The organism is Nocardioides sp., from assembly GCF_035576065.1.
Lineage (GTDB): Bacteria > Actinomycetota > Actinomycetes > Propionibacteriales > Nocardioidaceae > Nocardioides.
This window is the reverse complement of record NZ_DATLWX010000015.1, coordinates 37,053-49,271: the sequence shown is the minus strand read 5'-3', so window position 1 is coordinate 49,271 and position 12,219 is coordinate 37,053. Positions and strand designations below refer to the sequence as shown.

The window sequence follows — 12,219 nt, the reverse complement described above, 5'->3', positions numbered from 1 at the left end:
CGAAGGAGAGGTGATCTGGATGCTGGGCATTGCGCGAATGCGGCAGAGGTGTCGTAATGGAGGGTGGACGGTGGCCGTCCTTGGTCGTCGTCCGGGTTGTTCACGTGACACTCGGATCAGGACGGAGCACGTCTCGGGCATGACAAACGCACGGGGGCTCTCGACGCTGGCGGCCGCGGCGCTCGTCGTCAGCGCCCTCGCTGGCTGCAGCGAGGACCCCGCGAGTACGACGACTCCAACCGAGTCGCCGTCGAGCTTGACGCCGTCCTCCGGTGCAACGACGGAGCCCCCAAGCGACTCGGAGCTCGCCGAGGAGGCGGCCAGCCAAGTCGTCACTGACTACATCGCGACCGTCGACCGTCTCCGAAAGGATCGAAAGGAGCCCCTCGGCGAGTTGAAGGCCGTCGCGATCGGCGGCGAACTGGCTGCCCAGGAGATCTTCACCCGCAACCAGCGCAAGGCCGGCAACCGCCAGACCGGCGACACCGACGTCGTCGATGTAGTCGTGCAGTCGGTCAACCTCGACAACTCTGACCCGCAGGCGGGCAAGCTCCCCACCGTCCAACTGGACGTCTGCTGGGACGTCAGCGGAGGTGACGTACTCGATCGTGACGGCAATTCGATCGTCAGCGCAGACCGGCCCGAAAGGGGTTGGACTCGCTACACGGTGGTGAACCACACCTGGAAGAAGCACCCGGACGACGGGTGGCGCGTGGCTACCAGCCAAGACCTCGAGAAGGCACCATGCTCAGCCGCGTGACCGCCCTACTCGCGGTCGTAGTCGCCCTCACGGTCCTCGCACCCTTGTCTTCGTACGCCGACACCGAGTGCGGCAAGACCGACGCGATGACCGGCATCTGCCTCGTCTGGGTGGAGATCCCCGGGGAGCCTGGAACCCCAGGCACGCCAGGTGAGGAGGGACCGAAAGGCACAGGTTCTGGCGAGGCCTGCTACTGGGATCCGTCCAAGCAGGGCCTCACGCAGCCACCGGCCGGACCTGTGCCCTGCGAATCGGACAGCGGCTACTGGTCCAACACTTTGAACTGCTACGTCCGGTTGATGGACCCGCAGCCGCCGGCCGGAGACCCCGCCTGGCAGGGCCACGAGCCTGCCGACGGGGCCGTCTATCTCTGCTACCAGCCGCAGACCGAAATCGTGCTCTACCTCTGGTCGGCGAACCCGCCAGATCGTGCCGGCACTGGACCGACGCCACGTGTGGTCGCCCAACAGGCAATCGCGACCATGGGGTTGAAGGCGGTTCGGATCGGGATCACCCCCGAGCCCGGCGACGACAGCATCGGCATCGTCGGGATGCCGGTGTGGATGTGGGCGAAGGAGCCGGACGCCGAGACGGTCGGGCCGACGACGGCCTCAGCGAGCACGGGCGGCATCACGGTCACCGCGACGGCCACGCTGCACAAGGTGACGTGGTCGATGGGCGACGGCACCAAGGTCGTCTGCACGACCGCGGGCACGCCGTACGAGCCCGAGTTCGGCATGCAGGCGTCCCCGGACTGCGGGCACACCTATGGGACATCGAGCGCCGGGCAGGACGACGACAAGTTCACGGTCACCGCGACCTCGGACTGGGTCGTGTCGTGGTCGGGAGCGGGACAGACCGGGACCATCCGGCTGAACGGATTGACCCGTTCGGCGCGGATCACGGTCGGAGAAGCGCAGGTGCTCGTGCAGTAGCGGGCGACGAGACGTGAGAGGCGAGAAGATGACGCACACCATCACGCGAGACGACAGGTTGACCGGACCCGAGCCGGCCCCCGCCGCCCCTCCCCTCGCGCCGCCACCAAAACTTCGACGCCGACCCGCCCTGATCGCCGTTGCCGTCGCCTCCATCTGCCTCGGCGCTCTACTCGCCGCCTGGGCATGGACCTCGACCACGAACACGCAAGAGGTGCTGGCCGCACGCGACACGATCTCCCGTGGCGCAGTCATCACCAGCGACGACATCACGCGGGTTCGGATCAATGCCGATCCAGCGCTGGCACCGTTGCCGGCTTCGTCGTACGACGACGTCATCGGGCAGCGGGCCGCCCTCGACATCGGGGCGGGGAGCCTGCTCACCGAGTCAGCCACGACGTCCGAACTCCTGCCTCCTGATGGCATGTCGGTGGTGGGCGTGGCTCTGTCTCCTGCACAGGCCCCAGGTCTGTCGCTCGAGTACGGCGACAAGGTTCGAGTCGTTGTGACCCCTGGAGAAGGAGCTGCCCCTCCGTCAGGATCGCCGCCCTTCAGCGACGCCGAAGTGGTGGGGACGCGGGTCGACGAAATGACCGGGGAACTGGTGGTTGATCTGTTGGTCCCGCATGGGGACGCGACGCTGCTGGCCTCGCGCGTCTCGACCGGCAACGTGGCGTTGATCCTGGACTCGGGAGAGAAGTGATGGCCGTCATCGCACTCACCTCCGCCTCCGGATCCCCCGGTGTCACGACCACGTGCGTCGGGTTCGCGTTGTCCTGGCCACGGCCGGTGCTTCTGGTGGAGGCCGATCCCACCGGAGCGTCTGGCGTGTTGGCCGGCTACTTCCGAGGCACCCGTGAGTACAACGTCGGGCTGATCGAGTTGGCGCTCTCCCCCGCGGCGCCGGCTGACGCGCTGCGCGACGTCGTACGACCGCTCAATGGCAGCGACGCGTGGTTCATCGCTGGGACTCGATCCCCCGCACAGTCGGGCGCGCTCACCCGACTCTGGGCGCCGCTCGCGGAGGCATTGGCCGACCTCGATGAATCTGGACAGGACGTGATCGTCGACGCCGGGCGGCTCGGTCTCGCTGGGTCACCGGAGCCACTGCTCGCCGCAGCGGACCTCACCCTGCTGGTCTCGCGCTCGACTCTCCCCGCCTTGGCTGCGGCACGGGCGTGGGCCAGCGTCGTTCGACGTGACAGTGCGTGGCGGCAGACCGGCGTCCTGCTGATCGGCGACGGCCAGCCCTATGGGCACGGTGAGGTGGGGAAGGTTCTCGATCTGCCGGTGATCGCGTCTGTCGCCGAAGCACCGGAGGCGGCTGCGGTGTTCCACCGCGGCGCGCCTGCGCCGCGGAACTTCGAGTCGGGCCCGTTGGTGCGCTCCCTGCGAGCCGCGACCGCGTCGGTGCAGGCGTACGTGGCACGCAGTCACTTCGAACTGGTCGGTCAGCCATGACCAACGGAGCCCGCGTCGAGTACGCCGACCTGACGGCACTGCCGTTGTTCGCCCAGCCTCCGGATCCCGTTCCTGACGTGTCTGCGCGTCTGGGCGATCCAACGACGACGGCCTTCGACACGGCCACGGAGTCGGTCGACTGGACATTGGTCTCGGCCCTGCGCTCGCAAGCCTCGGAACGTCTGAGCCAGGCGCTCGGCGCCGAGCGCGATCGGCTGGACAAGACCTCTCAGGAGGAGCTGGGCAGGGCGATCGTCCTCGACCTCATCGAGTCCGCGATGGCGGAGGCCGTGAACGAGGGGACCGCAGCCTGGTCCTTGGCCGAACAGTCTTCGTTGGCCAGAGCGGTCTTCGACTCGCTCTTCCGACTCGGACGCCTCCAGCCGCTGGTGGACGACGACCGGGTCGAGAACATCATCATCGCCGGCCACGACAAGGTGCGGCTCGAGCTCGTCGACGGCACCATCCTCCACGGCCTCCCCGTCGCGGACTCCGACGAGGAGCTGATCGACTTCCTCGTCTTCCTCGCGTCTCGCAGCGAGGTCAACGCTCGTTCGTTCTCAGAAGCGCAACCGCGCCTCCATCTGCGACTGGACGGCGGTGCCAGACTTGCGGCAGCAGCCTGGGTCACGCCGCGGCCTTCGGTGGTGATCCGCCGTCACCGACTGATGCAGGTCACCCTCGACGACCTGGTCGCTCGCGACATGCTCACCCCCGTCGCCGCTTCGTTCCTCCGGGCCGCGGTCAGAGCACGCAAGTCGATCGTGGTCTCCGGCTGTCAGGGCGCCGGGAAGACCACCCTGGTCCGAGCGCTGTGCGCGGAGATCGACCCTCTTGAGGCACTGGGCACGTTCGAGACCGAGTATGAGTTGCACCTCCACCAACTGCCTCACCACGACATGGTCCACGCGTGGGAGGCCCGCCCTGGCTCCGGCGAACGCGGCGTCGACGGCAAGTTGGCTGGCGAGTTCACCCTCGACGAGGCGCTTACCGACTCCTTCCGGTTCAACCTCTCCCGACAGATCGTGGGTGAGGTCCGCGGCCGAGAGATCTGGGCGATGATCAAGGCGATGGAGTCCGGCACCGGGTCCATCTCCACCACCCACGCCTCGGACGCGGTTGCTGCGGTCCGCAAGCTCGTCACCTGCGCCATGGAGGCTGGCTCCCACATCACGCAGACCCTGGCCACCGGCAAGCTCGCAGCCACGCTCGATCTGATCGTCCACCTCGACCTGCGTACGACGCGCCACGTCGGCACTTCGAACAGGATGCGACGGGTCGCCGAGATCGTCGCGATCGACCCCGGCGAACGAGAGACCGGCTACGCCACCACGCATGTCTTCGCGGCCGGACTGGATGGCGTCGCCATACCGGGCGTCCTGCCGGACACCTACCAAGCGCTGGTCGAGCACGGCTTCGACCTATCCGGCTATCTGGCAGCACAAGGAGTGCGGTCATGATCATCGTCGTCCCCGCTCTCGCCGGCGCCTTGATCGTCGCCGGGCTGCTGGCGCTCGCGGTCGGCGGAAGACGCGTGCCGATCGCGCCGCGGGTACCTCGACCGGGACGTCTAACTCGGGCCCGCGGGATCTCCCGACGAGCCAGGATCCTGGTTGCCGCCGGCCTCGCCGCGGGAGTGCTCGGATGGTTGGTCACCGGGTGGGTCCTGGCTCTTGTCCTCGGGCCTATCGCTGCTGTGGGCCTGCCGTTGCTACTCACTGCACCCGACGCGGCGGACCGCATTCAGCGGCTCGAAGCGATGGAGGAGTGGACGCGCTCGCTGGCCGGTGTCCTCACCGTGGGTGTCGGACTCGAGCAGGCCCTGGTGGCAACGCTGCGCTCCACGCCCGCACCGATCGCCGGCGAGGTGCACCGTCTGGTCGCTCGGCTACGGGCACGCTGGGTCACCGAGGACGCGTTGCGGGCGTTCGCCGACGAACTCGACGACTCCACCGGCGACCTGATCGCGGCGAATCTGGTCTTGGGCGCCCGCCGTCGCGGGGGAGGCTTGGCTAGCGTTCTGGAGGGTCTGGCCGAGTCCGTGTCGGCAGATGTCCGTGCCCGACGACAGGTCGAGGCGGACCGGGCCAAGCCCCGTGCCACGGCTCGCTGGGTGACGCTGATCAGTGCGTCGGCGCTGGTGATCCTCGCCGTGTCCGGCGACTACGTCGAGCCCTATTCATCCCCGCTGGGGCAGGTGATCCTGATGCTGCTGCTGACGGCGTATATCGCCACGCTGGTCTGGATGAAGCGGATGGCCATCGGGCCACCACTCCCCCGGTTCCTCGATTCTCGGACGGCCACACCATGACGACTGGACTGCAAGTCGTTCTTCTGGCTGGCGCGTTGATGGGCCTGGGCGTCGGCCTCGTCGTCGTACGGCTGGTTCCCGCTCAGCCGGACCTGGCTGACGCGCTTGGGCGGCTTGCACCAGCGCGCTTCTCCGCCACCCGCGCCACTCCCGTGCCCACGACGCGGAAGGAGCGCATGGGCGTGTGGGCGATGCGTGCGCTGCCTCCCGGGCTGTGGATCCGAACCCCGCACCGCGAGTTGGCTCTCTTGCGGATCCCCCTCGCACGCTTCTACGGAGAGAAGCTCACGTTCGCCGCGCTGGGGCTCGTGTTGGTGCCACTCCTCGCGTTCTTCCTCGAATTCCTGGGCCTCGGGCTGCCGCTCGCTGTGCCGACCATGGCCTCGGTGGGCTTGGCAGCGGTGATGTTCTTCGTGCCCAACTACAACGCCGTCGATGACGCCAAGAAGGCGAGGCTGGAGTTCCAGCGAGCGCTCGGCGCCTACATCGACCTCGTTGCCCTGGAACGCAGCAGCGGTTCAGGTGCCCGGCAGGCGATGGAGGCATCGGCCGAGATCGGCGACTCCTGGGTTTTCATGCGGCTCAGTGAGGAGCTCACCCGGTCGCGCTGGTCCGGCCTTCCTCCGTGGGATGCCCTCCACGCGCTGGCCGAGGAGCTCGGCCTCCCAGAACTCAACGACTTCGCCGACATCATGCGGCTCTCCGGCGAAGAAGGTGCATCGGTGTACGCCACCCTGCGCGCCCGATCTGGTGCCATGCGCGCCGCAATGCTCAACGACGAGCTCGCCGAGGCCAACGCCGTCGGCGAGCGCATGTCCATTCCCGGCTCCCTGCTGGGCGTGGTCTTCATGGCGCTTCTCGTGGCGCCATCGCTGCTTCGGATGTTCGGCAACACCTGAAGGACAACAACAAGGAGAGGAGGCACCGATGAATCGGATTCTGACGCTGCTGATAGCTGCGCGTCTGACGCTCAACGTAAGACGTGAGCGGCCGGAGCGCGGTTCGGTCACCATCGAGCACGTGATCTGGGCGGTCGCCGTGATCGCGATCGTCGCGATCGTCGTGGCCGCGGTACGGGCCTATGTCACCACGCAGGCCGGCAACATCCAGTAGGCGCAGCGATCGAGGCTCGGTGACCATCGAGCTGGTGATCCTGCTCCCTGCACTGTTCGCGGTCCTCTTCCTGGGAATGCAGGCCGCGCTCTATCACCATGCCCGCACCGTGGCGATCGCCGCCGCTCAGGAGGGCGCGCGCGTCGCTGGTGCCGAGCACGGACGCGAATCCGCCGGGATCGCGGCCGCGACCGGCTTCGTTGAGGTCGCTGGTGGAGACGACGTACTGGCCTCTGCTTCGGCAACCGCGCAACGTACGTCGGCCCGGGCGACCGTTGTCGTGACCGGGTACGCGCTCAGTGTGATCCCCGGCTGGCGACCCGAGATCCGACAGAGCGCGAGCATGCCAGTCGAACGGCTGTCATGAATCGCCGCAACGAGCGCGGCTCTGCCTCGCTGGAGGCAGCGGTGGGCGTGCCCGCCTTTGCCCTGTTCGTCGCCCTGATCATCTTCGGCGGTCGCACGGCGACTGCGCACCAAGCACTCGAATCCGCCGCTGCCGACGCGGCCCGCTCCGCCTCCCTGGCCCGCACCGCTGGCGCCGCGACCGAAGCCGCCCGGCAAGCAGCCCAAACGAGCATCGCGAACCAGGACCTGTCCTGCACGAAGGTCGAGGTGAGCGTTGATACCGATGCCTTCACCCACGCGGTCGGTAGCGACTCGGCCGTCGGTGTGACGGTCTCGTGCCTCCTGGACCTGTCAGACCTCAGCATTCCGGGCATCCCAGGCAGCCACGTCGTGCGAGCGACCATGTCCAGCCCCCTTGATACGTGGCGAGGACGATCCTCATGACCCGCCTCGAGGAGCGCGGCTCCATCACCATCTGGATGGCCACGACCAGCGTTGCGATGACGCTCATGGTCGGCCTCGCCGTCGACTTGGGTGGTCAGGTTCATGCTCAGCAGCGCGCACACGACCTCGCCGCTCAGGCCGCTCGCGCCGGCGGAGAACGGGTGCAGGCCGCGCCGGCCATCGAGGGCGACTACGTGCGCATCGACGCCCTCGAGGCCCGAAACGCAGCGACTGAATACCTGAGCGCCGCGCACGTCTCCGGCACGGTCACAGTCACCGACGGCACCACCCTGACCGTGCACGTCACGGACAGCTACAACCCGCGGTTCCTCGGCGTCCTCGGAATCAACCACCTGCCAGTCAGCGGCAACGCATCAGCCCGACTCGTCCGCAGTCTCGGAGGAAACGAACGATGAACTCACTGAAGACCCGCCTCGTCGGCCTCGCCGGATGCGTCGGGATCCTGCTGATCGTCGCCGGCATGCCGATCGTGCTGCTCGCCATTGACGCGGTACCGACTCTCGATGATGTGAGCTGGGCCCGTCTCTCAGCACCGGATGACGGAACCCTCGCCCTCGTCTTCATCAGCGCCGTCGCCTGGGTCGCGTGGGCGGTCTTGGCGCTGTCTCTCGTCGCGGAGGTGCTGGCACGCCTGCGCGGTGTCCGTTCGTTTCGGATCCCCGGACTTGGGATGCCGCAATTGGCCGCGGGACGCCTCGTGGCCGTCGCTGCCCTGCTGTTCGTCACCGCGCCGATCGCCTCATCCGCTCTCAGCCCTGCTCCCGCCGCGGCAGTGCCGCCTCCTGCTGCGACCTTCGTTGCTGCCCCGCCCGAATACGTTGCTCCTACTCCCGTCGCGGCGCCTCATGTGGCACCAACGGATCGTGGTTCGACGATGCCGTACACGGTCAAACGAGGCGACAGCCTCTGGAGGATCGCCCAGGAGCACCTCGGCGACGGCACTCGGTTCCGCGAGATCGTCGCCCTCAACAAGGCCGCGCTCAACGGGCAGCCCGACTTCATCACCCCCGGCCTCGTGCTCCATCTCCCCGACGAACGGCCCGTTGAGCAGTCAGATGCGTACGTCGTCCAGCCGGGCGACACGCTCTCCGAGATCGCCGAGCGGGAGCTCGGAGACGCCGATGCGTACCCGTCGATCTTCCAGGCATCTCGAGACGCGGTGCAGGCCAACGGCGCCCACCTCACAGACCCCGACCTGATCCGACCGGGCTGGAACCTGACGATCCCGGGGCGCGGCTCCCCCACGACGCAGAGGCAGCGCCCCAACCCGCCCGACGCAACGTCCAAGACCGATCCACCCGTCGACGTCGCACCTCAAACTTCCACCGAGGATCTGACTGAGCACCCAAAGGAAGGGGTGGTCGACCCCGCTGACGGGGCCGTCCCTGGCTGGCTACTGCCCGGTTTCGCTGGGGCAGGTGCCGTACTCGCCGGCTGCCTCTGGCTGGCGCTGCGGCAGCGACGTCGTACACAACTGCGGTATCGACGACCCGGAACAATCATTGCTCCGCCTCCGGAAGAGCTCCTGTCTCTGGAGAAGACCGCTCAAGTCGTCGGGTCGGTGATCGCGCCACGGATCAAGGACCTGGATGCTGCGCTGAGGTCCCTCTCGCCTGCGCTGCGAGTTGTTTCGGCGTCGCTGTCCTCCGAACTGATCACTGTGGTCTTGGCGGAGGACTGCAGCCTGCCGTTCCCCTGGTCGGGCTTTGCGAAGTCCTGGGAGATCGAGCTCGACGATGTGCCTGAGCCTTCAGAGAACTCACTCGCGCCTTGCCCGCTGCTTGTCAGCATCGGTCAGGCGACAGATGGCGCACTGGTTCTGGTGAATCTCGAAGAACTGCGGACGGTCGCTGTCAGGGGCGACGCCGAACGCGGACTGGCGTTCGCACGACACCTGATCGCAGAACTCGCCCTCAACCCGTGGGCGACCCTCGTCCACGTCGACGCCCTCGGAGTGGGTGCGGAACTCATCACGGTCGACCCCGGCTTCGTCCGGATCCACGACCCGGAGGACGTGGGGTTCATCGCCAATCTGACCCGCGACCTGACCGATGCGAGCGCGGCCGTCGAGCCTGACGAGTTCTACGCCGCGATCATCGCTGGCTCGGAACGTCCTGCCGCAGACCTCGAGGCCCTTGCGAACGCGATCGTCGGCTTCCCAGGGCGGTCCGCAACCGCGTTGATCGATCTTCACGCCGAGCCCTCGGCCGCATGTTTCGAGATTGCGCTCTCAGCCGATGGCCGGATGCGCGTGCCGTCTCTTGGACTCGAACTCGCAGCCGCCGGCATCACCCCGGACGAGGCTGCGGCCTGCGCCACCCTCGTGGATCTGACTCGCACGGCCTCTGTAGTTCGCATTCCCCAGCCGCGAGATGACGCCTCTGTCTCCGACGCTGCCGGCGCGCTGGTCGACCGCCTGACCGCACCACGCCCTGACGGCCCCGCCGGACCAGGGTCGCTGCTGCCCCTTGAGGCACGGGAGTACGCCGACTCGGCAGCGACGACGGTTGAGGACATCGAGGTCTTGGCTCCCTCCGCTGCCACAGAGGCCGGCCCGGCGGTTCGTGCCACCGACCCCGGGTTGGATGAGGATCTGGCGCGATGGGAGTCGCCTGTTCCAGTCGCCCCCAAACTCACCTTGCTCGGGCCTATCACGGTCAGAACCTTGGGCGACGCCACAGCGACCGCGCATAGGCGGCCCTACTACATCGAGTTCCTCGCCTACCTCACGCTTAGCCCGAACGGAGTCACCGCCGAGAAGTTGGCCGAGGACCTCTGCATCCGCCCCCAGAAAGCGCGATCAGACCTGAGCATCACTCGAAAGTGGCTCGGAGAAAGTCGTGCAGGCATGCCCTACCTTCCGCGCGCGCAGCAAACCCACAAGGACGGCGTACCCGCGAGGTACGCCCTCGACGGCGTCCTTTGCGACCTCGACCTCTTCAGACGCCTCCGCGCTCGCGGCCAGAGCCGGGGCGCGGCGGGCATGTCCGACCTCATATCCGCGCTTCACCTCGTCAGCGGCGAGCCCTTCACCGACCTTCGCAAGGACGGCTGGGGCTGGCTCCTCGAGGGTGACCGACTCGATCACATCATGACCGCCGCGATCGTCGACGTTGGGCACATCGTCACCACCCACGCCCTCACAATCGGCGACCTCGACCTCGCCGACTTCACGTCGAACGTCGCTCTCGCCGCGTCGCCGTACGACGAGATCGCCACCCTCGACCGCGCGGCGGTCGAGCGAGCAACCGGCGACCAAGGAGCCGACGCTCGGCTGCGTAATGGCGTCTTCAACCGCAGCGACAACGGCTACGGCCCGATCGAACTCCCGCCCCGAACCACGGAAGTCGCCGCGAGTACGCGTTCGCCGCAATCTGGCCAACACCGAACCGGATGATTCCGCCCGCGGCGTACTCCATCTCGACCGCAGCCAGCCAACTGTTCCGACGCCTCTCTGCCCCTTCCTACGTCGTTGCCTCGACGTGCGGCGCCACGATGCTCAGTAGTTCGTGATGCGTCGGGGCGTCGGCTGCGATAACCAGGCCGCGCCCCATGCCAACCTCGGCTCCGCTGAGATCGGTGACGATGCATCCTGCGGCGCGGCAGAGCTCGATTCCGGCGGCGAAGTGCACGTTGTCGACGAAATGGCCGTCGCTGATGTAGCCCGCGCGCCGCCCGGCCGCTACCCACGCGACGGCGAGCGTGGTCGACATGACCCGAGGACCAAACGCTGCGCGGAACGCAGCGTCGATCACCTGTGCGCCAAGGAACGGGCGATCGAGCGGGCCGTCGCAGTTGACGTCGACCAGCCGAGAGCCCGGAGATGGAGATATCGCGACGTCCGCCCCGCCCGCAGCCCTGACCATGGCTTGCTCGCCGTCGGTCCAGAACACCTCGCCGGCGATCGGTTCGGCCACCGCCGCGGCAACGGTGCGTGAGCCGTCGACCAGTGCGACGTTGACGGCCACCAACGGCGTCTGCGCCGCGAAGTTGAGGGTCCCGCAGAGTGGGTCGATAAGCCACCGGCGTGAGGTTGCGGTCCCACCGCTGCGGCCAGTCTCCTCGCCCTCGACGGCATCGTCGGGGAGGGCGGCGGTGATCACATCGAGGATCGCGCGTTCTGCCTCGATGTCCGCGTTCGTCGCGAAGTCGATGCCGGACTTCGCATGGATGCTTAGCGCTCGGCCGTATGCAGCCCGCACGGTTGCCGCCCCTGCTCCTACCGCCGCCAAGGCGATCTCAACGTCGCGCGACAACGCTGTCACGTCGGCTCGTCTTGCGCGGTGAGGTCAGCCCCAAAGACCAGTGCTGGGCCACCGTGAGCGTGGACCTCGCGCTTGAGTGCGAGTCCGATCTTTGTCGCAACCCCCTGCGAGGCGATGTTGTTCGGCCGGATGATCGCGACCAGATGACCAACGCCGGCGTCCCGTGCGGCGTCGCGCACACACCTCGCCGCTTCGGATGCGTAGCCCTGGCGCCGAAGAGGCGTGCGCACGTGCCAGCCGACTTCGACCAACTGCTCTCCCTCAACGTCCTGCATCGTCAGACCGCAGTCGCCCACGAAATCCCCCGCGTGGGTCTCGATCACCCAGAGGCCGAACCCGTACTGCTCATAGTTGCGGAGGGTCCACTCGATCCAGCCCTCAGGGCCGCGCGATCCGCCGATCTCCAGAGTCGCGATCCCGGCCAGGTCGCCCGCGGTCATCTCGCGAAAACGCAGACGCGGCGTTGGTGCTGGAAGCATGTTCGAACTCTACGGCGGGTGCATGCGGAGGGAGGCAACCGATCTCTTCGCCTTCGTCAGCCCGGATTCGCGAACGACTTAG

General features: G+C 67.7%; 14 protein-coding genes. 12 read left to right on the top strand and 2 right to left on the bottom strand.

Going from position 1 to position 12,219, the window contains the following annotated elements:
- Positions 1 to 139: 139 nt before the first annotated feature.
- The 12 genes from VNJ48_RS07910 to VNJ48_RS07855 are packed head-to-tail and all read left to right on the top strand — an operon-like array spanning position 140 to position 10,790.
- On the top strand, positions 140 to 760 hold the full coding sequence (locus tag VNJ48_RS07910) for a hypothetical protein (protein WP_325600827.1): 621 nt from the start codon (positions 140 to 142) through the stop codon (positions 758 to 760).
- Positions 757 to 1,695: a hypothetical protein gene (locus tag VNJ48_RS07905; protein ID WP_325600825.1), complete on the top strand. Its 939-nt coding sequence runs from the start codon at positions 757 to 759 to the stop codon at positions 1,693 to 1,695. Before VNJ48_RS07910 ends, VNJ48_RS07905 begins: the two co-directional genes overlap by 4 nt.
- Before the next feature lie 28 nt (positions 1,696 to 1,723).
- Positions 1,724 to 2,398: an SAF domain-containing protein gene (locus VNJ48_RS07900; RefSeq protein ID WP_325600823.1), complete on the top strand. Its 675-nt coding sequence runs from the start codon at positions 1,724 to 1,726 to the stop codon at positions 2,396 to 2,398.
- The gene (locus tag VNJ48_RS07895; protein WP_325600821.1) at positions 2,398 to 3,156 is read left to right on the top strand and encodes a hypothetical protein; all 759 of its coding nucleotides are present in this window, start codon (positions 2,398 to 2,400) and stop codon (positions 3,154 to 3,156) included. The genes VNJ48_RS07900 and VNJ48_RS07895 overlap by 1 nt, the downstream gene beginning before the upstream one ends.
- A complete protein-coding gene (locus VNJ48_RS07890) occupies positions 3,153 to 4,616 on the top strand; it encodes a CpaF family protein (protein ID WP_325600819.1) in 1,464 nt (487 codons plus the stop codon). The genes VNJ48_RS07895 and VNJ48_RS07890 overlap by 4 nt, the downstream gene beginning before the upstream one ends.
- The gene (locus tag VNJ48_RS07885) at positions 4,613 to 5,467 is read left to right on the top strand and encodes a type II secretion system F family protein (RefSeq protein WP_325600817.1); all 855 of its coding nucleotides are present in this window, start codon (positions 4,613 to 4,615) and stop codon (positions 5,465 to 5,467) included. The genes VNJ48_RS07890 and VNJ48_RS07885 overlap by 4 nt, the downstream gene beginning before the upstream one ends.
- Positions 5,464 to 6,366 (top strand): type II secretion system F family protein, encoded by a 903-nt coding sequence (locus VNJ48_RS07880; RefSeq protein ID WP_325600815.1) that lies wholly within the window; start codon positions 5,464 to 5,466, stop codon positions 6,364 to 6,366. The genes VNJ48_RS07885 and VNJ48_RS07880 overlap by 4 nt, the downstream gene beginning before the upstream one ends.
- 28 nt (positions 6,367 to 6,394) lie before the next feature.
- A complete protein-coding gene (locus VNJ48_RS07875; RefSeq protein ID WP_325600813.1) occupies positions 6,395 to 6,580 on the top strand; it encodes a hypothetical protein in 186 nt (61 codons plus the stop codon).
- A 19-nt stretch (positions 6,581 to 6,599) separates the two neighbouring features.
- Positions 6,600 to 6,947 carry a TadE family protein gene (locus VNJ48_RS07870; RefSeq protein ID WP_325600811.1) on the top strand — a complete coding sequence of 116 codons (348 nt, stop codon included), beginning with the start codon at positions 6,600 to 6,602 and terminating at the stop codon, positions 6,945 to 6,947.
- Positions 6,944 to 7,372: a TadE/TadG family type IV pilus assembly protein gene (locus tag VNJ48_RS07865; protein ID WP_325600809.1), complete on the top strand. Its 429-nt coding sequence runs from the start codon at positions 6,944 to 6,946 to the stop codon at positions 7,370 to 7,372. The genes VNJ48_RS07870 and VNJ48_RS07865 overlap by 4 nt, the downstream gene beginning before the upstream one ends.
- Positions 7,369 to 7,788, top strand: coding sequence for a TadE family protein (locus VNJ48_RS07860; protein ID WP_325600807.1), 420 nt, complete (start codon positions 7,369 to 7,371; stop codon positions 7,786 to 7,788). Before VNJ48_RS07865 ends, VNJ48_RS07860 begins: the two co-directional genes overlap by 4 nt.
- A complete protein-coding gene (locus tag VNJ48_RS07855; RefSeq protein ID WP_325600805.1) occupies positions 7,785 to 10,790 on the top strand; it encodes a LysM peptidoglycan-binding domain-containing protein in 3,006 nt (1,001 codons plus the stop codon). Before VNJ48_RS07860 ends, VNJ48_RS07855 begins: the two co-directional genes overlap by 4 nt.
- Before the next feature lie 67 nt (positions 10,791 to 10,857).
- Here VNJ48_RS07855 and VNJ48_RS07850 read toward each other — a convergent pair whose 3' ends face one another.
- Positions 10,858 to 11,658 (bottom strand): inositol monophosphatase family protein, encoded by an 801-nt coding sequence (locus VNJ48_RS07850; RefSeq protein ID WP_325600803.1) that lies wholly within the window; start codon positions 11,656 to 11,658, stop codon positions 10,858 to 10,860.
- Positions 11,655 to 12,098, bottom strand: a complete 444-nt coding sequence (locus tag VNJ48_RS07845; RefSeq protein ID WP_325600802.1) for a GNAT family N-acetyltransferase — start codon at positions 12,096 to 12,098, stop codon at positions 11,655 to 11,657. Before VNJ48_RS07845 ends, VNJ48_RS07850 begins: the two co-directional genes overlap by 4 nt.
- Positions 12,099 to 12,219: the final 121 nt, after the last annotated feature.

Bases quoted from the DNA above. Each gene is read 5' to 3' on its own strand.
- VNJ48_RS07910 (WP_325600827.1), top strand. From the start codon at position 140: ATGACAAACGCACGGGGGCTCTCGACGCTGGCGGCCGCGGCGCTCGTC.
- VNJ48_RS07895 (WP_325600821.1), top strand. From the start codon at position 2,398: ATGGCCGTCATCGCACTCACCTCCGCCTCCGGATCCCCCGGTGTCACG.
- VNJ48_RS07845 (WP_325600802.1), bottom strand. From the start codon at position 12,098: ATGACCGCGGGCGACCTGGCCGGGATCGCGACTCTGGAGATCGGCGGA.
- VNJ48_RS07860 (WP_325600807.1), top strand. From the start codon at position 7,369: ATGACCCGCCTCGAGGAGCGCGGCTCCATCACCATCTGGATGGCCACG.
- VNJ48_RS07880 (WP_325600815.1), top strand. From the start codon at position 5,464: ATGACGACTGGACTGCAAGTCGTTCTTCTGGCTGGCGCGTTGATGGGC.
- VNJ48_RS07865 (WP_325600809.1), top strand. From the start codon at position 6,944: ATGAATCGCCGCAACGAGCGCGGCTCTGCCTCGCTGGAGGCAGCGGTG.
- VNJ48_RS07900 (WP_325600823.1), top strand. From the start codon at position 1,724: ATGACGCACACCATCACGCGAGACGACAGGTTGACCGGACCCGAGCCG.
- VNJ48_RS07875 (WP_325600813.1), top strand. From the start codon at position 6,395: ATGAATCGGATTCTGACGCTGCTGATAGCTGCGCGTCTGACGCTCAAC.
- VNJ48_RS07885 (WP_325600817.1), top strand. From the start codon at position 4,613: ATGATCATCGTCGTCCCCGCTCTCGCCGGCGCCTTGATCGTCGCCGGG.
- VNJ48_RS07855 (WP_325600805.1), top strand. From the start codon at position 7,785: ATGAACTCACTGAAGACCCGCCTCGTCGGCCTCGCCGGATGCGTCGGG.
- VNJ48_RS07890 (WP_325600819.1), top strand. From the start codon at position 3,153: ATGACCAACGGAGCCCGCGTCGAGTACGCCGACCTGACGGCACTGCCG.